Annotated in this window: 22 protein-coding genes; 12 read left to right on the top strand and 10 right to left on the bottom strand. The window is 59.3% G+C overall.

Annotated features, from left to right (window positions below):
* The first annotated feature begins 4 nt into the window (after positions 1 to 4).
* The 8 genes from dctP (KO492_RS13465) to KO492_RS13430 all read left to right on the top strand — a co-directional run bounded on the left by dctP (KO492_RS13465) (position 5) and on the right by KO492_RS13430 (position 8,046).
* A complete protein-coding gene (gene dctP, locus KO492_RS13465) occupies positions 5 to 1,045 on the top strand; it encodes a TRAP transporter substrate-binding protein DctP (protein ID WP_216045429.1) in 1,041 nt (346 codons plus the stop codon).
* A gap of 67 nt (positions 1,046 to 1,112) precedes the next feature.
* Positions 1,113 to 1,718: a TRAP transporter small permease subunit gene (locus tag KO492_RS13460; protein WP_216045428.1), complete on the top strand. Its 606-nt coding sequence runs from the start codon at positions 1,113 to 1,115 to the stop codon at positions 1,716 to 1,718.
* A 1-nt stretch (position 1,719) separates the two neighbouring features.
* Positions 1,720 to 3,048, top strand: a complete 1,329-nt coding sequence (locus KO492_RS13455) for a TRAP transporter large permease (RefSeq protein ID WP_216045427.1) — start codon at positions 1,720 to 1,722, stop codon at positions 3,046 to 3,048.
* A 17-nt stretch (positions 3,049 to 3,065) separates the two neighbouring features.
* Positions 3,066 to 3,551 carry a GlcG/HbpS family heme-binding protein gene (locus KO492_RS13450; RefSeq protein ID WP_216045426.1) on the top strand — a complete coding sequence of 162 codons (486 nt, stop codon included), beginning with the start codon at positions 3,066 to 3,068 and terminating at the stop codon, positions 3,549 to 3,551.
* Positions 3,552 to 3,776: 225 nt separating this feature from the next.
* Positions 3,777 to 4,703 (top strand): TAXI family TRAP transporter solute-binding subunit, encoded by a 927-nt coding sequence (locus KO492_RS13445; RefSeq protein WP_216045425.1) that lies wholly within the window; start codon positions 3,777 to 3,779, stop codon positions 4,701 to 4,703.
* Between the two features lie 92 nt (positions 4,704 to 4,795).
* Positions 4,796 to 6,676 carry a TRAP transporter permease gene (locus tag KO492_RS13440; protein ID WP_216045424.1) on the top strand — a complete coding sequence of 627 codons (1,881 nt, stop codon included), beginning with the start codon at positions 4,796 to 4,798 and terminating at the stop codon, positions 6,674 to 6,676.
* A gap of 16 nt (positions 6,677 to 6,692) precedes the next feature.
* Positions 6,693 to 7,277: a cupin domain-containing protein gene (locus KO492_RS13435; RefSeq protein ID WP_252735525.1), complete on the top strand. Its 585-nt coding sequence runs from the start codon at positions 6,693 to 6,695 to the stop codon at positions 7,275 to 7,277.
* An 85-nt stretch (positions 7,278 to 7,362) separates the two neighbouring features.
* Entirely contained in the window at positions 7,363 to 8,046 is a 684-nt protein-coding gene (locus KO492_RS13430; protein WP_216045927.1) for a GntR family transcriptional regulator, read from the top strand.
* A 124-nt stretch (positions 8,047 to 8,170) separates the two neighbouring features.
* Here KO492_RS13430 and KO492_RS13425 read toward each other — a convergent pair whose 3' ends face one another.
* The 10 genes from KO492_RS13425 to KO492_RS13380 form a co-directional block, all read right to left on the bottom strand.
* Entirely contained in the window at positions 8,171 to 8,488 is a 318-nt protein-coding gene (locus tag KO492_RS13425; RefSeq protein ID WP_216045423.1) for a hypothetical protein, read from the bottom strand.
* A 16-nt stretch (positions 8,489 to 8,504) separates the two neighbouring features.
* Positions 8,505 to 9,215: an orotate phosphoribosyltransferase gene (locus KO492_RS13420; RefSeq protein ID WP_216045422.1), complete on the bottom strand. Its 711-nt coding sequence runs from the start codon at positions 9,213 to 9,215 to the stop codon at positions 8,505 to 8,507.
* Positions 9,212 to 10,477 carry a Zn-dependent hydrolase gene (locus KO492_RS13415; RefSeq protein ID WP_216045421.1) on the bottom strand — a complete coding sequence of 422 codons (1,266 nt, stop codon included), beginning with the start codon at positions 10,475 to 10,477 and terminating at the stop codon, positions 9,212 to 9,214. Before KO492_RS13415 ends, KO492_RS13420 begins: the two co-directional genes overlap by 4 nt.
* Positions 10,474 to 11,421, bottom strand: a complete 948-nt coding sequence (locus tag KO492_RS13410; protein ID WP_216045420.1) for a dihydroorotate dehydrogenase — start codon at positions 11,419 to 11,421, stop codon at positions 10,474 to 10,476. The genes KO492_RS13415 and KO492_RS13410 overlap by 4 nt, the downstream gene beginning before the upstream one ends.
* A complete protein-coding gene (locus KO492_RS13405) occupies positions 11,421 to 12,266 on the bottom strand; it encodes a dihydroorotate dehydrogenase electron transfer subunit (protein WP_216045419.1) in 846 nt (281 codons plus the stop codon). Before KO492_RS13405 ends, KO492_RS13410 begins: the two co-directional genes overlap by 1 nt.
* Before the next feature lie 11 nt (positions 12,267 to 12,277).
* Positions 12,278 to 13,561, bottom strand: a complete 1,284-nt coding sequence (locus KO492_RS13400; protein WP_216045418.1) for a TRAP transporter large permease — start codon at positions 13,559 to 13,561, stop codon at positions 12,278 to 12,280.
* Positions 13,558 to 14,055, bottom strand: a complete 498-nt coding sequence (locus KO492_RS13395; protein WP_216045417.1) for a TRAP transporter small permease — start codon at positions 14,053 to 14,055, stop codon at positions 13,558 to 13,560. The genes KO492_RS13400 and KO492_RS13395 overlap by 4 nt, the downstream gene beginning before the upstream one ends.
* 68 nt (positions 14,056 to 14,123) lie before the next feature.
* Complete coding sequence (locus tag KO492_RS13390; protein ID WP_066607834.1) at positions 14,124 to 15,134, bottom strand: TRAP transporter substrate-binding protein; 1,011 nt, start codon at positions 15,132 to 15,134, stop codon at positions 14,124 to 14,126.
* A gap of 128 nt (positions 15,135 to 15,262) precedes the next feature.
* Positions 15,263 to 16,180 (bottom strand): helix-turn-helix domain-containing protein, encoded by a 918-nt coding sequence (locus KO492_RS13385; protein ID WP_216045416.1) that lies wholly within the window; start codon positions 16,178 to 16,180, stop codon positions 15,263 to 15,265.
* 160 nt (positions 16,181 to 16,340) lie between these two features.
* Positions 16,341 to 16,997, bottom strand: a complete 657-nt coding sequence (locus tag KO492_RS13380) for a GntR family transcriptional regulator (RefSeq protein ID WP_216045415.1) — start codon at positions 16,995 to 16,997, stop codon at positions 16,341 to 16,343.
* A 138-nt stretch (positions 16,998 to 17,135) separates the two neighbouring features.
* On the opposite strand from KO492_RS13380, the gene dctP (KO492_RS13375) reads away from it, so the two are divergent.
* The 4 genes from dctP (KO492_RS13375) (at position 17,136) to KO492_RS13360 (ending at position 21,311) form a co-directional block, all read left to right on the top strand.
* Positions 17,136 to 18,122: a TRAP transporter substrate-binding protein DctP gene (gene dctP / locus KO492_RS13375; protein WP_216045414.1), complete on the top strand. Its 987-nt coding sequence runs from the start codon at positions 17,136 to 17,138 to the stop codon at positions 18,120 to 18,122.
* Positions 18,123 to 18,190: 68 nt separating this feature from the next.
* Positions 18,191 to 18,739 (top strand): TRAP transporter small permease, encoded by a 549-nt coding sequence (locus KO492_RS13370; RefSeq protein WP_216045413.1) that lies wholly within the window; start codon positions 18,191 to 18,193, stop codon positions 18,737 to 18,739.
* Positions 18,739 to 20,055: a TRAP transporter large permease gene (locus tag KO492_RS13365; protein ID WP_216045412.1), complete on the top strand. Its 1,317-nt coding sequence runs from the start codon at positions 18,739 to 18,741 to the stop codon at positions 20,053 to 20,055. Before KO492_RS13370 ends, KO492_RS13365 begins: the two co-directional genes overlap by 1 nt.
* On the top strand, positions 20,052 to 21,311 hold the full coding sequence (locus tag KO492_RS13360; protein ID WP_216045411.1) for a malonyl-CoA decarboxylase: 1,260 nt from the start codon (positions 20,052 to 20,054) through the stop codon (positions 21,309 to 21,311). The genes KO492_RS13365 and KO492_RS13360 overlap by 4 nt, the downstream gene beginning before the upstream one ends.
* The last annotated feature ends 3 nt before the right edge of the window (positions 21,312 to 21,314 follow it).

Raw genomic sequence — 21,314 nt, 5'->3', positions numbered from 1 at the left:
AATCATGACGAAAACAACATCAGCACTCACGGCAGCACTGGCTGCCCTGACCCTTGGCACGGCCACGGCTCCGGCAATGGCAGCGAATGTGGACGGGCCGTCGGTATTTTGGAAAATCTCGATGTATGGGAACCCCCGCGCTTTGACGTCGGGGATGGAGGCGCTGGCGGAGAAAGTGGCCGAAGAGACGGATGGCAAGTTCCAGATCCGTATTTTCTACGCCGAACAGCTTGGACCTGCGCGGGAAAATCTGGATGGGCTTAAGCTCAACGCTTTCGAGGGCGCGGGGATTTGCAATTTCTACCACCCCGGAAAAAATCCGGCATGGATGGTGTTTTCCCTGCCGTTCCTGCCTGTGCCCAATCCGCAGGCCGACCGATATATCCGCGAGCGCATGTTCGAGCATCCCGCCATTGTGGCCGATATGGAGAAGTGGAATGCGATCCCCTATGTCTCCGGTCTTTTGCCGCAATTCGAGATGATGGGCAAAGGCGAGCCGCCGCGCAGTCTGGAAGACTGGAAAGGGCTACAGGTGCGCGCGGGCGGCGGTCTGGGCGATGCGATGGAACTTCTGGGCGCGACGAAGCAAACCCTCTCGGCGGGTGAGACCCTCACAGCGTTCCAGAACGGCACGGTTGATGTCGCGGCCTTCCCATACACCTATGCGCATGTTGCCTTCAAAATCAACGAAGAGGCGGATTGGTATACGTCGAACATGTCACCGGGAAGCGCGGAATGTGGCTGGGTGCTCAACAAGACCGCTTTCGAGGCGTTGCCGGATCAATACAAGGCGCTGATCTGGGACAACCGCTCTCTGGTGCTGGACAAGCAACAGGAAGCCTATGCCGCGCAGGATGAAAAGAACATCGCGATGTTCCAGCAGACCCTGACCGAAGTCCGATATGACGAGGCGGCGCTGGAGGCCTTCCGCGAGATTGCGGGCAAGCCGGTCTGGGACAAATGGGTCGCGGACAATCCGGAGTTTGATGCGCAAGGCGTTCTGGATGCATTCCTCGGCTATGCCGAAGAAGCCACCAACCCGTAATCCCGTCCATGCTTTCCGGCAGGCGGCGCTCGTAAGGGTGCCGTCGCCGCCCAAAGGGAATTGAACCATGCCCCAAGATATGCCCGCGCGCGGCATTGTTGCCCGTGCCGATCGGTTGTTGTCCCCGGTCGAGGATGCAACAAACATGATTGCCGCGCTTTTCGTATTTGCGCTGATGTGTCTCGGCATTGCGCAGATTGTATTGCGCACGATTTTTGACACGCCTTTGACCGGCTATGTGGACCTTGTTGAACTGTCCATGGCGGGGATGGCCTTTCTCGGTGCGGCTTACACCCAGAGGATGGGGGCGCATATCCGGATGGAGCTTTTGTTGGGCACGCTGCGCGGGCGGGCCTTATGGGGCGCCGAGATTATCGGGGCGCTTCTGGGCATGGCCATTATCGCTGTGCTGATCTGGTATAGCGGGGAGCATTTCTGGCGCTCCTATCAGCTTGGCGATACCACGATGGATGCGGAATTTCCGGTCTGGCCCTCGAAGCTTCTGGTGCCCGTGGCCTTCGCCCTCTGGTTCCTGCGGCTCTCTATCCAGTTGGCAGGCTCCATTCGTCTCTTTGTCGATCCGACCCGCGCTCCGGAAGGGGTGTGCGTTATGAAACATGCTGCAGATGTCGCACGGGAAGAGGCCGTTTTGCCCGGTACGGAGGAGACATAACATGTTGATCGGACTCGGATTTCAACACCCGTTGGCCGTTGGGCTTATCGGTGTCGCCCTGCTGATTTTCCTCGTGGCGCTTGGCGTGCGTGTGGTGTTCGCCGCCGCGCTGGTCGGGCTGTTGGGACTGGTCGAACTGATCGGCTGGGGACCGGCTGCCGGTGTGATCGGGATCGTGCCTCACGCCAAATCCTCCACCTATGCGCTCTCGGTCCTGCCGATGTTTATCTTTATCGGCTTTGTCGCATTTCACGCGGGCATGACATCGCAACTGTTTTCCGCCGCGCGCAAATGGCTCGGGTGGTTGCCCGGCGGCTTGGCCGTGGCCACCGTTTTCGCCACGGCAGGTTTCGCCGCCGTTTCCGGCGCGTCCACGGCCACATCGGCGGTCTTTGCACGCACGGCCATTCCCGAGATGCTGGAGCATGGCTATAGTAAACGGCTGGCGGCGGGCGTGGTTGCGGCAGGAGGCACGCTGGCCACCCTGATCCCGCCGTCGGCCATTCTGGTCATCTATGCGATCATCGTCGAAGAATCCGTCGGGCGGCTTTTGCTGGCAGGGTTTTTGCCGGGTCTGGTCTCCGCGCTTGTCTACGCCGCGATCATCATCATCTGGGCCATGCTCAAGCCGGAACAGGCCCCTTCCGTTCCCATCGAGGAGCGCCCCGGCTGGGGAGAGCGTATCGCAGCACTTCCGCCGCTTTTGCCGATTATGGCCGTGGTCTTCATCATCGTCTCGGCGATCTATCAAGGCTGGGCCACACCGACCGAGGCGGGCTCTCTGGGCGCGGGGATCATCTTTGCCGTGGCTTTGCTGCGCGGGACGGGGATCAAGCCGATTGTGGACAGTCTCATGGAGACGGCCAAGCTCACCGTGATGATCTTTTCGCTGATTTGGGGCGTGACCATCTTTGTGCGTTTTCTGGGATTTTCCGGCCTTGCGGAAGCCTTCACCCAGCTTGTGGTTTCCATTGATGCACCGCCTATGGTGATCATTGTCTGCATCCTTCTGGCCTATGCGGTGCTTGGCATGTTCATGGATGCAATCGGGATGCTTCTGCTCACCTTGCCTGTGGTCTATCCGGCGGTGATTGCATTGGGATTTGACTCGATCTGGTTCGGGATCATCGTGGTGAAAATGGCGGAAATCTGTCTTGTGACCCCACCGATCGGATTGAACTGTTTCGTGGTGGCGGCGGTCAGGCCGGATATATCCCTACCGGATGTGTTTCGCGGTGTGACATGGTTCTTTGTGGCAGATGTCATCACCATTATCGTGCTGCTGATCTTCCCCGAGATCGTCACATGGCTTCCTGACATGATGAATTAACTGGAAAGGCAATCGCTATGAAACTCGCCTCGTCTTTGACCCTCTCTACGGCTGAAACCATTGTCGATGCAGTGCTCGACATCGGCAGGCGCGAGCAGATGAAGCCTCTGACCGTTGTTGTTCTGGACAGTGGCGGGCGGATGGTCTGTATGAAAATGTCGGATGGCTGCGGTTTGCTGCGGTTCGATATTGCCTTGGGCAAGGCCTATGGCGCGCTTGGTATGGGATTTTCCAGCCGCACTATCCGCGACTACCTGTCGGCGCGTCCGACCTTTCAGACCGCCATTTCGGCGGCCGCAGACGGCCGGTTTATTCCGGTGCCCGGCGGTGTTCTCATCGAAGATGATGCAGGTATGGTGATCGGGGCCGTGGGGGTGAGCGGTGATGCGTCGGATCGCGACGAATATTGCGCCATCCATGCCATCCGCGCGGCAGGTCTGACCTCTGATCCCGCAGAAGAATCGCCCGATTGGCGCGCTGCATCGCTTTCCGACAAGCACTAAGGCGCTGTCTCCAAGTCCCGATCCGCAGATCTACGGGCTGCGTAGGGGTATTCGTCAAAACCAAGGCCCGATGCAATGCGCGTCGGGCTTTTGCGGTTTGTGAAAACTGTCCGGTTTGGCGCGGCTTTTATTCACCTGTTTGTGACGAAGAAAAGAAATAAAATCGATATTATTTGTTGTGGTAAATAAATATCGTTGTTAATCTTTTGGCAGGGAGGAACTACAATGCGTAATCTTTTGAAAACTGTTTGCCTGGCAGCGGTGGTCGGCTCGGTGAGTGTCGCGGCCAATGCAGAGGAATACCGGATCGGAACGGCCAGTGTCGGCGGGGCTTTCTTCCCCGTGGGGCAGAGCATCTCCAATCTGGTCAACAAATATGCCGGTGATGATCTGAGCATGGTTCCGATTGTGACACAAGGGTCAGTGCAAAACCCGCGCCTTGTTGCAGCGGGGGAGGTCGAACTCGGCATCACCAGTGCCAATCTCGCCGCTGATGCGGTCAATGGCACGGGGCCATACAAAGACGATCCGATGGAGTTGAAGGCCCTCGGCCCACTGCATCCGAGCGTGCTGCACATGGTGGTGCCCGCAAATTCCGATATCAAAAGCTTTGCAGACCTGCGAGGCAAACGGATCGCGGTAGGTCCGGCCGGTGGCGGCACCTTGGGATTTCTCAACAATATCATGCCGGTCTATGACATGACGCTGGATGATATCACGCCGAGCTTTCTGAGCTATGGCGACGGGTTCAGCCAGCTGTCTGATGGCAATGTGGATGCGGCGCTGGCCCTGTCCGGCTATCCGGCTGCGGCGGTGATGCAGGCCGGGGCCTCGACAGATTTGCGGATGATCACGATGGATCCGGATAAACTGGCAACGATCCTTGAGCAAAATCCGGCCTATAGCACCTTCCAGATCCCTACGGATGTCTATGATATGCCGGAAGAGGCCACTGTGCTGGGGGTGACCAATATGCTGGTGGTGCGCTCTGACATGTCGGCGGATGTGGCCGAACGGATTGCGTCGGCTATCTACGACCATCTGGACGAATTTGCCGCAGAAAACGCCAATGCGGCGCAGATTGACAAGGCGCGGGCCGCAAGCCTCTCCATCGATCTGCACGAGGGTGCTGCGGCGTATTTCGCGCAATAAACCTATGCTCTCCGGCTCCGGTCCTGCGGCTTTCGCAGGGCAGGGGCCGCACAGCACACAGGTTTCTCTATCCTTTCATCCGGAGACCACTGATGCTCAAGTCGCACCGTCTTTTCCAATCCGAAAAGGTCCTTACCGTCGTCGCATTTCTGTTCGGGGCCTATCATTTGCTTGTGGTGTCAGGGGTGATTTCCGTCTCGACGATGGAAATGCGCCTCACCCATTTGATGTTGGCCTTTGTGCTGGTTTTCGCACGCAAACCGATTACGCCGTCTCTGGCGGCAAACCGGCTCGCGCAGGGGATCGACCTTGTGTTGATTACAGCCGGAGTTGTGGCCAGTATCTGGCTCCTGTCGCGCTGGAAAGCCATTGCCTTCAGCGGCGGGATGACCAATGACACCGACTATCTGGCGGGTATTGTCATTGTGGCTCTGGTGTTCGAGGCCGCACGGCGTGGCGTCGGGCTGATCCTTGCGGGGATCACGCTGCTGTTTTTCCTCTATCCTTTTGTCAGCCCCTATCTGCCCGGTATTCTGGAAAGCCGCGGCTACGGGTTTGAGCGGGTTGTGGCCTTTCTCACCACAGATACACAGGGGATATACGGCATCCCTGTCGGTGTTGCGGCGACCTATATCATCGTGTTCACGATTTTCGGCGCCTTGTTGTCGCGGCTGGGAGCAGGGGAGTTCTTTTTTGAAATCTCCTTTCGCCTGACGCGCGGGATGCGTGCGGCCTCTGCCAAGTCGGCGGTGCTGTTTTCGGCGCTGATCGGTATGGTTTCCGGCTCTGCAGCGGGCAATGTGGCTGTCACTGGCACGTTGACCATTCCGCTGATGAAACGCGAAGGCTACGCGCCGCATCAGGCCGCTGCGGTTGAAGCTGTGGCCTCCACGGGCGGACAGATCATGCCGCCGGTGATGGGGGCTGCGGCCTTTATCATGGCGGAGGTTGTGGGGGTCTCCTACACCGAAATCATGGCCACGGGTCTTTTGCCCGCGCTCTTGTTCTTTGCGACGGCTTTCATCGTTGTCCACCTGCGCGCACAGCGCAGCGGGATCGAGCCGCAAACGGAGCCGAGCAGCGACCCGCGCTCGACCGGACGGGTGCTGTTTGACGGGATGCCGTTCATCATCACCTTCGGGTTGCTCGTCGGGCTGATGCTGATCGGCTATTCCCCGTTCAAGGCATCGCTCTGGGCGATGGGGGCCATGATCGTCTCTGTCTGCCTGTGGAAACGCAGGATCGAGCGCGATTTGTTCCGCCAGATTTGCGGATCGATTGTGGACGGGGCCAATGGTGTCGTGACGATTTCTGCCGCCTGTGCCGCCGCAGGGATCATCGCCGGTGTGCTGGGGATGACGGGGCTGGGCTCCAAGATTGCCGTGCTGATCGATATGGGATCGGGCGGGAGCCTGATGATTGCTCTGGTGCTGACGATGGTGGTGTCCATCATCTTGGGCATGGGGCTACCGACCACGGCGGCCTATCTGATCCTTGCCACGGTGGTGGCACCGGCCTTGGTGAAAATGGGCGTGCCGGTCCTGACGGCGCATTTCTTTGTCTTCTACTTCGGTTGCATCTCCACCATCACGCCACCTGTGGCCTTGGCGGCCTATGTGGCGGGGGGGATTGCCAAGGCGGATATCAACAAATCCGGGTGGACTGCCGCCGCCTATGCCGCGCCGAGTTTCCTGCTGCCCTTTGCCTTCTGCTTCGGGCCGGGCCTGTTGCTTCAGGGCGGCTGGGTGGCCAACATCGCGGCGGTAATCACCGGCTTTCTGGGGGTTGCTGCCATCGCCATCGCGGTGATCGGCGTCATCCATGACCGGCTGCCGGTGCTGGCGCGGGTGGCAGCGGGGCTCGCGGGCGTGTTGCTCTTGTTTCAGGACATGACCAGTGCCGCAGCGGGGATCGCCGTGATGGCGATGCTGTGGATATTCTCGCACATGCGCTTGCGCAAAAACGCTTACTAATCAGAAAGGACATTCCATGAGAGAGTTCCGACGTGTTGTCACCGGACATGACGAAAACGGCAAAGCGATTATCGAGAGCGACCAGATTGCCGGCCAGTTTCTTGAGCGCCCGAACCGGCCCGGCGTGCGGCTGACGAATTTCTGGCTGTCTGACGGCACACCTGCCGAATATGACGGGCCAACAGAGACCTGCACGGGCGACTTCATCCTGCATCCGCCTGCCAATGGCAGCGTCTTTCGCTGCGTCGAGTTCCAGCCCGAAGATCCGGAGGTGATCAAGACGTTGGACGGGGCTTCGGCCTTTGCCGAAATGGGCGCGGCGGCCAATATTGTCGAAGGGGCGCGCCATCCCTTTATGCATCGCACCGACAGTGTCGATTATGCGATGGTGATCACCGGAGAAATCTGGATGCTTATGGATGACGAAAAAGACGATGTGCATCTCAAGGCAGGCGATGTCGTCATCCAGCGCGGCACCAACCATGCATGGTCCAATCGCGGCACGGAAACCTGTATCATCATGTTTGTGCTCAACGACGGGGTGACGCGTCGCGATGCGCAGGGGGCCGAACGTGTCGGCATTCCCCGCCGTCTGGAATGACAGGGGTGTGTGATCAAAGGCTGTGGCGGTTTCTCCGCCGCGGCGTTATACCGTTCACCGGTTTATTGGAGAGTTGTTGAGCACTATGAAATCCCTGAATGGTCCTTCTGCGACAGAGAACAGCCCGACCCCTGTCGCCTCGGCGACCCAGATCGCCTATGGCGCGATCCGTGACATGATCCTGACCGGAGAGTTGCGGCCGGGTGAAAAGCTGAAAATCGAGAGCCTGAAGGACAAGCTGCAAACCGGTGCCTCTCCGATACGCGAGGCGCTCAGCCTGTTGGTGTCCGACCAGTTGGTCGAGCGTCTGGACCAGCGCGGCTTTCGGGCCGCCTCTGCCGATCCCAAGGATTTCGAGGAAATTCTCAGGCTGCGATGTGCGCTGGAAGAAATGGCGCTGCGCCAGAGCATCGCGAATGCCGACGCGCAATGGGAGGACAATCTTGTGCTCGCGCATCACCGGATGGTGCGGATCGATCCCAAGGATATTTCGAGCTATGAGGACCAGCACCGCGCCTTTCACTTCGCGCTGTTGGAGAATTGCAATTCCCCGATCCTCTTGCGCTATTGCGCCCAGCTCTATGATCTGAACGTGCGCTATCGCTATCTGGCGGGGCGGTCGCAAAACTATGGCAAACGCGACGTGGCGCGGGAGCATCGGGAGATCATGGAAGCCGCCGTGGACCGCGATGCCGATCTGGCCGTCGAGCGGCTGTTGCATCACTATCAGGTCACGGGGTCTTTTCTGGGACAGGTCGCCCCCGAATAACGTGCCGTCTGCCGGTTGTGGCGCGCGTGGCCTGTGGATGGGGCGCAAAAGGGTGCGGGCCTGCCGCAATCAACCTGTGAGGCAGGCTGATTGCGAAAGGCGTCCGGTTTATGCGCTGGCGTCTTTATGCGCTCGCGTCGATGCGCGTTTTGACAATGGCGTTGAGCGCGGCGAGGCGGTTTTCGCTGCTGTCGGAGGCCACTTTTTCAAGGGCGTTGATGCCTGCTTCAAACACTTTGTAATTCTGCTCAAGCTCTTCGCTCGAAAGCGGCTGGCGGTCGTGCAGGTCGACGAAATTCTCCGCACTGGTGGCGAGGAAATAGAAGGCGGCGGCGTGGTCGGGTTCGCTCAGTGCCTTGGCATAGGCGGCTTTTGCGGCGGCGGAATAGGCGTGGATGCCACGGCCTTTTTCGTTGACGAGATCAAGAAGGAAGGTGAACATAACTGTCTCCTTTGAGTTAAAATTCGAGGCTGCGGGCACCGCCATGTGCGGCCGACCATGCCAGAGGATCTTGTAGAAACTCCGAGATAACGGCGCGGCCTTCGGCGGTGAAACGGTCGTGGGTCCGGGCGATGTCGAGAATGTCTTTCCATGTCGCCAGTGCATGAAGCCGGATGCCGGAGCGCGTCATGGCGGCGCGGGTTTCGGGGAAGATGTCATACTGGAACAGCATGAATACATCGCTGACCTGTAGTCCTGCGGCACGCAGGGCTTCGCAAAAGCGGATCTTGGAGGCCCCGTCGGTGGTCAGGTCTTCGACCAGCAACACCCGCTGGCCCTGTTCCCAGACGCCTTCGATATGCGCCTCCGGTCCGAACCCCTGTGCGCGTTTGCGGACGTATTGCAGCGGCAGGCCGGTGGTGGCGGCAATCCATGCCGCAAAGGGAATGCCCGCCGTTTCCGCACCGGCAATGGCATCAATCCGGTCGCGACCAATCTCCGCGTCGATCACCTCCGAGGCAAAGCCCATGAGCTTTTCGCGCACGGCGGGAAAGGAAATGACCTTGCGCACGTTGATATAGACCGGACTTGCCACGCCGGACGACAGGATAAAGGGCCGCTCTTTGGCCACTTCCACCGCGTGAATGTCGAGAAGCGCAAGCGCTGTGCGGCGGGCGAAATCGGCGCGGGTTTCGGGGCTGAGCGGCATCATCAGAGGCTCCTTCATGTGCTGGCCTCCATATAGGTCGAAAGGATGTCGACTCCCACCATGAAATCCGCGATCTCCATGGCTTCGTCCGGATTGTGCGATCCGTTGCGGTTGCGCACGAAAACCATGCCGGAAGGCACACCGGCCTGCGCGAACACGGCGGCGTCATGACCGCCGCCCGAGGCCATCGAGAAGGCCTCGCCCGTGACCTGCGCCATGGCCTTTTCCAGACCTGCGACCAGATCGGGGTCCATGAGGGCAGGGTCCACGGCGCTCTGTGTCCCCAGATCGAAACGCACGCCGCGGGCACGGGCAATGTCGGCCATTTCCGAGGCCAGATAGTCCCGCATCCGCTCAAGGGTTTCGGCATCTTGCGAGCGGATGTCGAGGGAAAAGGTGATTTCGTCGGGAATGCGCGAGATCGCGTGGCGGGTTGTGTCGGTGGCGACAATGCCGGAGGTGAGGACGAGATCCTGCCCCGTGTTCAACAGGTGCTGCCATGTGTTGTCCAGCCGGTGCATCAACTCGGCAAAGGCCAGAACCGGATCGTGGCGATAGGCCCGAGGCACGGCGCCCGAGTGCCCCGCCTGACCGATACAGTGAATTTCCCGATAGCGGAAATTGCCGCGAATACCTGTGACCACAGCGGCGGGAATGTTGCGCTCGACCAGTAGCGGGCCCTGTTCGATATGCAGTTCGATATAGGCGTCGATCTGGCGCAGGTCGCAGATCGGCTGACGGGCCTTGATCGGGGCGGTGTCGATGCCGAGGGCTTCGAGATGCGCCCAGAGCGGTTTCCCGTCGCCTTTGTGAACGGCGTTGTATTCCGTTTCCGGCAGGCTGCCCGTGAGCATCTTGGAGCCGAGGTAGCACGCCCCGAACCATGCGCTTTCCTCGCCACGCATGGCCAGAACCTTGACCGCGCGGGGCAGGGCGCGTTGCCCGCGTTTCGCTGCGATGAGGACGATCAAACCGGCAAGAACGCCCGCCAGACCGTCGTAATTTCCGCCCATCGGCACGCTGTCCACATGGCTGCCGATCACGGTGAAATGCGCGTCATCTGCGTGTTCGGGCAGACAGAACACCAGATTGCGGCCCGCGTCTTCGGTCACGCAAAGCCCTTCGGCCTCGGCGCGCTCGGACAGATAGGCCAGTGTTTCGCTTTCCTTGTCGGAAAAGGCCGGACGGCTCACCCCCGCGCTGTCGCGGGACAGGGCGCGGATGTCGTCGAACATGTCTGCGGCCAGTTCGGCCAAAGTGTCGCTGCGATGGTGTTTCATTCGAATACGCCTGCCTCCGGTGCCTGAACCGTGCCGATGATGTCATCGACCGAGCGGATGTTGTTTGCACCCATCCATGCGCCCAGTTCGCTCACAAGACGCGCCATGGTGGTCGGGGACTGGAAGGTGGCGGTGCCGATCTGGACCGCGCGTGCCCCTGCGATCAGGAATTCGAGCACATCCTCAAGGGTGGAAATTCCGCCGCAGCCGATCACCGGAATGTCGCAGGCCTGTGCGCATTGATAGGTCATCCGCAGGGCGATGGGTTTGATCGCCGGACCGGACATGCCGCCCATGACATTGCCCAGTCGCGGGGTGCGGGCCTTGATGTCGATGGACATGCCCAGCACGGTATTGGCCACGACCAGCGCATCGGCCCCTGACGCCTGAGCCGCGCGGGCCACGTCCACAGGTTCGCCCGTGTTGGGGGTGAGCTTTGCCCAGAGCGGCAGGTCGGTCTCGGCGCGCAGTCGTGTCATCACCTGTTCTGTCGTGTCGGGACGCATGGCAAAGGCCTTGCCGTCCGCTTCGATATTGGGGCACGAGATATTGGCCTCGATTGCCGCCACGCCGGGCAGGGAGACCTCGGCACAGAGCCGCGCGAAATCATCAAGGGAATGGGCCGAGATCGAGACGACCAGAGGCGCGCTGTAAGCGGACCAATAGGGCAGCATCTCGTCGCGGAAATAGGCAAACCCTTTGGACGGGATGCCGATGGCGTTCAACATGCCCGATTGCATGTCGCAGACCCGTGGTGTCGGATTGCCCGCGCGGGTGTCGTGCATGATGGTCTTGAGCACATGCGCGCCCAGCACATCGAGATCGAACACATCGCTGAGGTCTTCGGAAAAGGTGCCGGAGGCGGGCATGATCGGGTTCTTGAGGCGCAGACCGCCCAGAGATACGCTCAAATCCGTTGTGCTGTCGGTGATGAAATCCCGCATCAGACAATCGCCTCCTCAATGGGAAAAACAGGGCCTTCGCGGCAGACGCGGCGCTGGATGATCCGGTCGCCGACGCGGAACTGGCGCACACAGGCCTGACACATGCCAAGACCGCAGGCCATCTGCTGCTCCATGGCAATCTCGCCGGGAATGCCGTGTTTGGCGCCGAGGTCTTGCAAAAGCCGCAACAGCCGCGCGGAGCCGCAGGTGTAGAAGGCATCGACTTGGCTTGCGGAAATGCGGGCCTCGATCAGCGGGCGCAGGGCTTCGGGTGTGGAGCTTGCGTTCTGGTCATGGACGACGATCACCTCCGCGCCGTAGCTTTCGAACAGGTCGACGGACATGGCCAGTTCGGGCCGCCGCGCGGAACAGATCGCGGTAAGTTTGCGCCCTTTCTCCTGCGCCATCCGCGCCAGAGGGGCCAGCGTGGCAAGTCCCACGCCGCGGGCCACCAGCATCAGGTGCTGCCAGTCGTCCTGCATGGAAAACCCCTGACCCAAAGGGCCAAGCACATTGAACGCATCGTCAGGGCGTAGCGTGGCCAGCCCCCGCGTTCCGGCCCCTGTGACCTTGTAGAGAAATTCCAACCGGCCCTGTGCCGCGTCAAATCCGTAGATGCTCATCGGGCGGCGCAGAAAGGGCGTCTCGCCTTCGGGCTGGGGGCACAAAAGCTGGAAGAACTGGCCCGGCTGGCAGTCAAGCACCTCTGCGGGGGCATCCAGCACCAGCAAACGGTATTCCCCGTTCACCGGCGTGTTGGAGACCACGCGACAACGCGCTTCGAAACAGCGTAGAGACAGCCCCTGCGGCGCAGGGACAGGGAGAACTGATGGGGTGAGGGTCATGGAACTGCCTTTCAGCCGTAGATGAGCTTGGGGACAAAGAGCGAGATTTCGGGCACATATGTGACGAGCAACAGGACGATCAGGTTGACGATCACAAAGGGCCAGACACCCGCGATGATTTTGGTGACAGGCTTGTTCAGGGTCGAGGAGGCCACGAAGATATCAAGTCCGAAGGGCGGTGTAATCATCCCCAGACAGACGTTCAGCGTGACCAGCATCCCGAAATGTACCGGATCAATGCCAAAGCTCATCGCCACCGGATAGAGCGGCGGGACAAGGATCAGGAGTGTCGAGTTGGGGTCAATGAACATGCCTGCGATAAAGAAACAGATGTTCACCGCGATGAGGAAGGCAATCACACCTGCGTCTGCGGCGTCGAGAAAGGAGATGATCCCTGCGGGCACCTGCGCCAGCGTGACGAAAAAGGAGATCAATCCGCCGATGGCCAGCAGGACAAAGATGATCGAGGTGTTGATGGCGCTGTCTTCTGTGATCTTGGCCAGACCTTTGAGATCAAGCGCACGGAACACGAACATTTCGACCAGAATGGCATAGACCACGCTGACGGCGGCGGCTTCTGTAGGGGTGATGATGCCGGAATAGATACCGCCAAGAATGATGACGGGCATCCCGAGCGCCCATTTCGCGTCCCAGATGGTTTTGAACCGCTCGGACCAAGGCATGCGCGGCATGGGTTTGACGCCGTCGCGGATGGCTTGCAGCACCACATAGACAGAGAAGGCAATGCCCAGCACGACACCGATCCCGAGACCGCCGGCAAAGAGCTTCGCAATCGAGGTGCCCGTGATCCAGCCGTAGACGATCAGGGTGATCGAGGGCGGGATGAGCAGGGCGGTTTCTGCCGAAGAGACCAGAAGGCCGAGGCTGAATTTCTCGGAATAGCCGACTTTGCGCAATTCGGGATAGACCATCCGTCCCATCGCCGCGACCGTAGCGGGGGCCGAGCCGGAGACCGAGCCGAAGGCCATACTGCCACCGACCACCACATGCCCCATGCCGCCGCGAGTATGGCCGACAAGGGCTTTGACGACATTGATCAACTGGCGTGCGATCTGGCCGGAGCCCATCAGATTGGCGGCAAAGATAAAGAACGGGATGGCCAGAAGGGTCGAGTGGTCAATGCCGCCGACGATCTTTTGGACGACCGCCGCATCGGGCAGCCGCTCATAGAACATTTCCTTATAGGCCAGCGCCGGAACGCCGAGGACAAGCAACATCTCGAAACCCGCCACAAGCAGCAGCACGGCGAGACAGAGAATGAGCGCAAAAATCATTCTGCAGACTCCTCGGTTTGAAAGCGGTCAATGATGTTGAAAAAGCTCAAGCCATAGCGCAGGGCGAGCAGGAGAAAGCCGATGACGGGCGCGAGGTAGATATAGCCCATCTGGACGCCCAAGGTCGGGGACCGCTGGCCGCTTTTGAGGACGAATTGCACAAGATCGAGCGCGAGCCATGCCACATAGAGGCTGAAACAGACCCCGATGGCATCAACCGTTTTCAACAGCGCGCGCAGCATCGGTGCCGGCAGGCGTTCGCGCAGGTTTGTGATGCCCACATGTTTGCCACGCTCCAGCGCCAGCCCGAGGGCGAGAAACACCAGAAACAGGTTCATCATCCGCACGGCTTCTTCGATCCAGGCAAAGCGGCTGGCAAAAGAACCGCCGATCTCGCGGGTGATCACAGAGCCGGTGTAGAGCAGAACCATCGTCAGAAAGAGCGTAACGAGGAGGCTGCGCTCAACGGTCCTGAGAACATGGAGGGCTTTCATGGGACATCCTTCGGAATAGGAAAGGCGGGCCATTCTCGAACAGCCCGCCGGAACAGTGTGGGAGGAGCTTATTTCAAAGCGTCATAAGCGGCTGTGTATGTGTCCAGAAGCGCCTGACCCGCGTCGCCGGTTTTGGCGACATAGGCGGCAGAGGCCGGTGCGAACATCACGTCACGGAACTTGGCGCGTTCCTCTTCGTCCGCGATGCGCACATTGGTGCCGGACTCTTTGACGGTTTCGAGCGCAGCTTCGACTGCGGCGGCTTTATGCGCGGTCAGTTCGGGGATGACTTCGGCAAAAGCGTCCTTGATCACCGTCTGGTATTCGCCCGGCAGGCTGTCCCAGAACATCGGGTTGAAGAGGATCACATCCTCCATCGCGCCGTGATCGGACACCACGAGGTAGTTCTGCACCTCGTAGAATTTCATCGCCTTGATGGTGTCGAGCGGGTTTTCCTCGCCGTCGACAACGCCGGTTTGCAAGGATGTGTAGAGCTCGCCAAAGGGCAGGGCGATGGCCGAGGCTCCCAGAGCGTTGAACTGTTCGATCAGGATCGAGCTGTCCATGACGCGGAATTTCTGACCGGCGAAGTCCTCAAGCGAGTCGAGCGGCTCGTTGGAGGTGAACTGTTTCTTGCCGTTGGGCCACAGGTCGATGGCGACCATGCCCTTGTCTGAGAAACTGTCGAGCAGCGCCTGACCGAACGGCCCGTCGCGCAGTTCGGCGGCGGCATCGGCGTCTTCGGGGATCAGGTAGGGAATGTCGAGAATGGACACCAGCGGGTTGAAACCGCCAAGAAAGGCGGCAGGGGCGACCGTGGCCTCAAGCGTGCCGAGTTGCACGCCTTCGTTCATCTGGCGCTGGTTGCCAAGCTGGCCTTGGGGGAAAATCTGGAATTCCACATCGCCGTCCGTGCGTTCGGCAACAAGCTCGGCGACTTTTTCGAGGTGGATGTGGCGGCTTTGCTGCGTGCTTTCGAGGTGGCCGATCTTGGCCACATACTCTTGCGCAAGCGCAGGGGCGGCGAGCGTAAGGCTGGCCAGCAGGACGGAGGAGAGAAGAGGTGTGGTTCGCGACATGGAACGCTCCCGGTTGTTTCTTTGTATGAGCCTACCCTCCTGATCAGGTCGGGGAGGTCAATACAAAAAGTCTAAAAAATGAGACGAATATCTGTTTCGCCTAGGTGTTGCGCAAGACTGCACATTTTTTAATCGCCCGTTTGCGGCGATTTGATACCGTCTCGTGCGATGAGGTCTTCGATATGTTCGGCGGCCTCCCGACCTTTGAGGGATGTCGCCCAGAGTCGTTCGGCGATGCCTTCGTGAAGTTCGAGGGCTTCCGGCGCCGAGGTGATCATACCGACACCCACACGAATATTCGGATCATGGCCCAAACGGAAGGGGCTGATGGTCAAAACGGACCGTCCGGCCTTGCGCACGATCTGGAAGGAGGTGGAGGGGATGGGTTCCCGCGCCACGCCGATCTGCACGCCAATGTCGGGATTGCGCAGCATGTCGACGATGTGGCGCACTTCTTCCAGTGCCATATGGCGGCGCAAATCCCGTGTGCGGGTGTCGAGATCAGCCGAGCCTTGCAGCCCCTCGCGCAGGAATTTCCGGATGTCCGCATCCGAGATGATCGAGGCGAGAAGCGGGCGGGCCTGTTTGAATTTCTGCTTTCTGGCTTTGATAACAGACAGAATTCGGGCAATATTTTCGCCGTTCTCGTCTTGCGTGGATTCACGGAGCACATCGTGAAGCACCTGATCGTATCGCTCGGTGGTCACCAGATAGGAGATCGGGCTGAACAGGCCGATGATCTGGTCGCAATCTTCCTCGATCTGGCGCATCCGCTCAAAGAAGCTCAGGGCGTTGTCGACATATTCGATGCCGACCCCCAGAAGGCTGGGCAGGGAGATCTGAAGCTCGTCTGCAATGGCGGTGAGCATGTCGATTTTGGCGATTCCGCCCTTTTCGGCGCGGTAAAGCGCGGCCCGCGAGATGTTGAGTCGTGCGGCCAGTTCCTCCGGCGTGAGGTTGCGCCCGAGCCGGTAAGCCTTCAGGCGTGCGCCGATGTCTTTGAAGGTGTTTTCAGTATGTTCCACGGTGCGGTCTTGGAAATCCATGTGATCGTTGAAAGTCGGTCTGCGTGGTGAGCCGCAGGCTGACTTGTATCAATATTGAGACAATCACGGATTTCGCCCGCCTGCAATCCCTATTCGGGCGGGCGCTCCGGACGCACGGCCTGCGCGCGGCTGTCACTGTCGTGGGGTTGGAGGTGTCGGGTCAGTCGGTGCGGCGTTTCAGGTTGGACATCAGGCTGTGGAATTTCTCGCCCTGAATGGCCACATGGTTGCGCAGCGCGGTGACGGCCTCTTCCGGCTCGCCTTGCTCAAGGGCGTCCACAATCGCTTTGTGTTCGGCCATGGATTGCGCCATCCGCCCGCGCAGCTTCAACTGTTGCCGCCGGAAGGGTTTGAGGCGCCGGTGCAGGGCCCGCGCTTCGGAGGCGAGGAAACTGTTGCCGGATTGTTTGTAGATAATGTGGTGAAACCGTTCGTTTTCCGCGTAATAGCTGTCAACATCCTGACGGTCGACGGCGGCCTGACAGTTCTGGTTGGCCTCATGCAACTCCGTCAGCGCCTGATCCGAAATACGCATGGCCGCGAGACGGCCACAGACCGCTTCCAACTCGGCCATGACCTCGAACATTTCCAGAAGCTCGACAGGGCCGGGCTGGCTCACAAAAGCCCCGCGTCGCGGCACGAGCGTCACAAGACCGGACCGCGCAAGTCGCTGCAACGCCTCGCGCAAGGGTGTTCGGGACACGCCGAATTCCTTGGCCAGACGCACCTCGTCCAACCTGTCTCCATCGGGATAGGTGCCGTTGAAAATTCTCTCTTCCAACTCTTCTGCGATGATATCCGAGCGCCGTGTGTCCATGGTTTCCGAAATAGCACGGGGTGTTTAAGGGAACAAGAACACAATTCTTGTATACAAAAATATTGACTAAAAAAACATAACGCGCCTAGGCTGAGGCCGATCCCGAGGTGCCTCGGGGTCGATTCTAGGGAGGATAAAATGAAATCTATGCTTAAAACCGCCGTGGCGGTGATGGCTCTGGCTGCGGCATCAACGTCCGCACATGCGACAGAGCTGCGCCTGTCGCACCAGTGGTCCAACAGTGATGTGCGTCATCAGGTGGCGCAAATCGTGGCCGACGAAGTCGCCGCCGCTGATGTCGATCTGTCCGTCAAAATTTTCGGCTCCAGTTCCCTGTTCAAAGCGCGTGAACAATACAAACCGTTGAGCCGGGGCCAGCTTGATATGACTGTGTTGCCGCTGAGCTATGCCGGTGGCCAACAACCCGCCTACAATCTGACCTTGATGCCCGGTCTGGTGAAAAACCACGATCACGCGGCGCGTCTTTCCCATTCGCCCTTCATGCAATCGCTGGAAGACATCATGGCCGAGGATGACGTGATGGTTCTGGTGCATGGTTATCTGGCGGGCGGATTCGCTGGGACGGATAAATGCATCACCAATCCGGCTGATATGGAGGGCGTGCAAATCCGCGCTGCGGGCAAGGCCTTTGAACAGATGTTGGCCGGTGCGGGGGCGTCGATTGCCTCTATGGCATCGTCCGAAATTTATAACGCGATGCAAACCGGTGTTCTGCAAGCCGCAAATACGTCCTCGTCGTCTTTCGTCTCCTACCGGATTTACGAGCAGGTCAGCTGCTATACGCCGGCCGGAGATGTGGCGCTGTGGTTTATGTATCAGCCGCTGTTGATGAACAAATCGACCTTTGAGGATTTGAGCGAAGACCAGCAAAACGCGCTGCTCGCGGCGGCGGAAAAGGCCGAGGCTTTCTATCTTGAAGAAGCCAAGAAACAGGATGCGGCATCCGTGCAGGTGTTCCGCGATGCAGGCGTGGAAATTGCCGAGATGAGCCCTGAGGATTTCGAAGCTTGGCGCGCCGTTGCGCAGGACACGTCCTACAAGGCTTTCGTGGAAGAAGTTCCCAATGGCCAGGAGTTGCTCGATATGGCTCTGGCCGTCGAATGATCGCCAGACGGGGCGGTGTCCGAGATGCCGCCCCGTCCTACGCACTCTCACTTTATCAGGAGGCGCAATTGGCTGTTCATAGCTCTGCCCTTGTTTCCCAGACCGGAAACAATCCTTTTCTTCGCTTCGTTGCGGCTCTGTCGACTCTGGCGGGATGGTGTTCCGCCGGAATGATCGTGGCCGCCATCGTCATCACCTGCCAGATGATCGTCGTGCGTTTCGTGTTGAACGGTTCGACCGTCTGGCAAACAGAAGCGGTCGTCTATCTGGTCATTGCGGCCACGCTCGTCGGTCTGCCCTATGTCCAGCGCCTGCGCGGGCACGTCAATGTGGACCTTATCCCGCTCGCGCTGAGCCGCCGCCCGCGATTTTTCATGGCCCTGCTGACGCTGGCCCTTTCCATCGCCATTGTGACTGTCATGCTGTTCTACGGTTACGAGTATTGGCATTATGCGTGGTCGCGTGGCTGGAAATCCGACACGGTCTGGGGGGTGCCGCTCTGGATACCCTATCTCTCCATTCCTGTAGGCTTTGGCCTGCTTTTGTTGCAGCTGGTCGCCGATCTTGTGGCACTGCTGCTTGGTTATGACATGCCGTTTGGTCAGGAGGATCGCTGATGGACCCGCTTCTCCTTGGTGGAATTGTCGCGATTGTGACAATCCTTGTCCTGTTCTCGGGTGTTTCGGTCGCGATTGGCCTTTTGATCGTCTCTGCCGGTTTCCTGATCGTCTTTGATGGTCCGCGCTCTCTTGAGCTGATGCCGGAAATCCTTTTCGGAAAGCTCGACAATTTTGCCCTTCTCTCGATCCCGATGTTTATCATTATGGGATCATCCATTGCCTCGACGCGCGCCGGAGCTGATTTATACGAGGCGCTTGAGCGCTGGCTGACCCGAGTCCCCGGCGGTCTGGTGATCTCCAATCTGGGGGCCTGTGCCCTGTTTGCGGCGATGTCGGGGTCTTCGCCCGCAACCTGTGCTGCCATCGGAAAAATGGGCATCCCCGAAATGCGCAAGCGCGGTTACCCTGAAGGTGTCGCGGCCGGATCAATCGCGGCGGGCGGAACCCTCGGCATCCTGATCCCGCCCTCTGTCACGATGATCGTCTACGGGATTGCCACAGAATCCTCTATCGGGCGTTTGTTCCTTGCGGGTGTGATGCCGGGATTGATGCTGGTCGGTTTGTTCATGGTGTGGTCGCTCTATTCAACATGGAAGTCCGGCGATACTGCCCGTCTGGGAACCGGAAGCTATACATGGGCGGAACGGTTCGAGATCCTGCCGCGTGTTTTGCCGTTTATTGCGATCATTGTCGGTGTGCTCTACGCCATGTATGGCGGCATCGCGACGCCTTCGGAAACCGCTGCCGTCGGGGCGTTGCTTTGCCTTGTGATTGCAATTGTTATCTATCAGATGTGGAGCCCGCGTGCGATTTGGGTGGTCTTGCGGGACAGCACCAAAGAGTCCGTGATGATCCTCTTTATCACGGCAGCAGCAGGTGTGTTTTCCTACATGCTGTCCTCTCTGTTCATCACGCAATCCATTGCCGAATGGATCGGGACGCTTGAGGTGAACCGTTGGGTGCTGATGGGGGCTGTGAATGTCTTCCTGCTTATTGCAGGGTTCTTCCTGCCGCCGGTTGCGGTGATCCTGATGGCGGCACCGATCTTGTTGCCGATCATCACGACGGCAGGGTTTGACCCGATCTGGTTTGCGGTTGTGCTGACCATCAATATGGAAATCGGCCTGATCTCTCCGCCGGTTGGTTTGAACCTCTATGTGATCAACGGGATCGCGCCGGATATTGCGCTTAAAACCATTCTTTTCGGGTCTCTACCTTATGTTGCCTGCATGGTGATTGCGATCATCTTGCTGTGCATTTTTCCGGGGATCGCCACATGGCTTCCCGACTTGGTTATGGGAGCAGCAATATGACGATATTGGCAGAGCTTTTGTCGACGGTGTTCGAGCGACGCTATCGGCGGGAGTCTTCGAAACTGAAACTGGATGGCCGTCCGCTGATCGAACTGGCCACGGCGCTTGTTGGCACGGCGGGGGAGACCTCCGGTCTGGCTTTGGCGCGGGAAATCCTGTCGCGGTTTGCCGAGTTGGAGGATGAGGAGAAGCTCGCCTTCTTCCATGACATTGCGACGACGATGGACATTGATCCGGAGCTTGTGCGCACCACTTTGGAAGACTATGAGCGCGATCCTTCCAAGGCGAGCTATCGGGCGTTCTCCGAGGCGGTGGAGCCTGCGCGGCAAGAATTGATCCGGCGGCTCAATCAGGTGCCCGGTGCGACAGGGGCGCTGGTCAAGATGCGCGCGGACCTGTTGCGGCTTGGTGGCAAGGAGGCGGAGCTTCAGGCGCTTGATCTGGATTTCCGGCACCTGTTTGCCTCGTGGTTCAACCGCGGCTTTCTTGTACTGCGCCCGATCAATTGGGAAAGTCCGGCGCATATCCTCGAAAAAATCATTGCCTATGAGGCGGTGCATGCCATCGACAGCTGGACCGATCTGCGCGGGCGGCTGGAGCCTGCGGACCGTCGCTGTTTCGCGTTTTTCCATCCGGCCATGCCCGACGAGCCGCTGATCTTTGTCGAGGTGGCGCTGACACAAGGCATTCCCGGCTCTGTGCAGGCGCTACTGGCGGAGGATCGGGAGACGCTTGCGCCGGAGGAGGCCGACACGGCGGTGTTCTATTCGATTTCCAACTGTCAGGCGGGTCTGGCCAGTATTTCATTCGGAAACTCCCTGATCAAACAGGTGGCTGCCGATCTCTCTGCCGAACTGTCCGGTTTGCGCACCTTTGTGACCCTGTCGCCCATCCCCGGACTGATGCGCTGGCTGGAGCAGGAAGGGGTGAGCCGGGAAGGCAAGGATGCCGAGCAGATGAAGGCTTTGGCTGCCTATTATCTGCTGAACGCCAAATCCCGTGGCGGTCTGCCCTATGATCCGGTGGCGCGGTTCCATTTGGGCAACGGTGCCAAGATTCACGCCGTCCATGCCGATGCCGACACCTCTGAAAAGGGGATGGCCCAATCGGGCGGAACGATGGTGAATTATCTCTATGACCTCCAGCGGGTCGCACAAAATCACGAAAATTTTGCCAATACGCGCGAAGTCATCGCATCGGCCGAGGTCAAAGCCTTGGCCGGACCTGTCGCGTTGCCCAAAACTGAAGAAAGGTAACCT

Origin of the sequence: Celeribacter halophilus, from assembly GCF_018860305.1 — a bacterium.
Lineage (GTDB): Bacteria > Pseudomonadota > Alphaproteobacteria > Rhodobacterales > Rhodobacteraceae > Celeribacter > Celeribacter halophilus_A.
The sequence above is the reverse complement of the archived record's forward strand: the minus strand, read 5'-3'. Positions and strand labels throughout refer to the sequence as shown.

Coding starts and splice junctions, on each gene's coding strand:
- dctP (WP_216045429.1), top strand. CDS start 5: ATGACGAAAACAACATCAGCACTCACGGCAGCACTGGCTGCCCTGACC.
- KO492_RS13460 (WP_216045428.1), top strand. CDS start 1,113: ATGCCCCAAGATATGCCCGCGCGCGGCATTGTTGCCCGTGCCGATCGG.
- KO492_RS13455 (WP_216045427.1), top strand. CDS start 1,720: ATGTTGATCGGACTCGGATTTCAACACCCGTTGGCCGTTGGGCTTATC.
- KO492_RS13450 (WP_216045426.1), top strand. CDS start 3,066: ATGAAACTCGCCTCGTCTTTGACCCTCTCTACGGCTGAAACCATTGTC.
- KO492_RS13445 (WP_216045425.1), top strand. CDS start 3,777: ATGCGTAATCTTTTGAAAACTGTTTGCCTGGCAGCGGTGGTCGGCTCG.
- KO492_RS13440 (WP_216045424.1), top strand. CDS start 4,796: ATGCTCAAGTCGCACCGTCTTTTCCAATCCGAAAAGGTCCTTACCGTC.
- KO492_RS13435 (WP_252735525.1), top strand. CDS start 6,693: ATGAGAGAGTTCCGACGTGTTGTCACCGGACATGACGAAAACGGCAAA.
- KO492_RS13430 (WP_216045927.1), top strand. CDS start 7,363: ATGAAATCCCTGAATGGTCCTTCTGCGACAGAGAACAGCCCGACCCCT.
- KO492_RS13425 (WP_216045423.1), bottom strand. CDS start 8,488: ATGTTCACCTTCCTTCTTGATCTCGTCAACGAAAAAGGCCGTGGCATC.
- KO492_RS13420 (WP_216045422.1), bottom strand. CDS start 9,215: ATGAAGGAGCCTCTGATGATGCCGCTCAGCCCCGAAACCCGCGCCGAT.
- KO492_RS13415 (WP_216045421.1), bottom strand. CDS start 10,477: ATGAAACACCATCGCAGCGACACTTTGGCCGAACTGGCCGCAGACATG.
- KO492_RS13410 (WP_216045420.1), bottom strand. CDS start 11,421: ATGCGGGATTTCATCACCGACAGCACAACGGATTTGAGCGTATCTCTG.
- KO492_RS13405 (WP_216045419.1), bottom strand. CDS start 12,266: ATGACCCTCACCCCATCAGTTCTCCCTGTCCCTGCGCCGCAGGGGCTG.
- KO492_RS13400 (WP_216045418.1), bottom strand. CDS start 13,561: ATGATTTTTGCGCTCATTCTCTGTCTCGCCGTGCTGCTGCTTGTGGCG.
- KO492_RS13395 (WP_216045417.1), bottom strand. CDS start 14,055: ATGAAAGCCCTCCATGTTCTCAGGACCGTTGAGCGCAGCCTCCTCGTT.
- KO492_RS13390 (WP_066607834.1), bottom strand. CDS start 15,134: ATGTCGCGAACCACACCTCTTCTCTCCTCCGTCCTGCTGGCCAGCCTT.
- KO492_RS13385 (WP_216045416.1), bottom strand. CDS start 16,180: ATGGATTTCCAAGACCGCACCGTGGAACATACTGAAAACACCTTCAAA.
- KO492_RS13380 (WP_216045415.1), bottom strand. CDS start 16,997: ATGGACACACGGCGCTCGGATATCATCGCAGAAGAGTTGGAAGAGAGA.
- dctP (WP_216045414.1), top strand. CDS start 17,136: ATGAAATCTATGCTTAAAACCGCCGTGGCGGTGATGGCTCTGGCTGCG.
- KO492_RS13365 (WP_216045412.1), top strand. CDS start 18,739: ATGGACCCGCTTCTCCTTGGTGGAATTGTCGCGATTGTGACAATCCTT.
- KO492_RS13360 (WP_216045411.1), top strand. CDS start 20,052: ATGACGATATTGGCAGAGCTTTTGTCGACGGTGTTCGAGCGACGCTAT.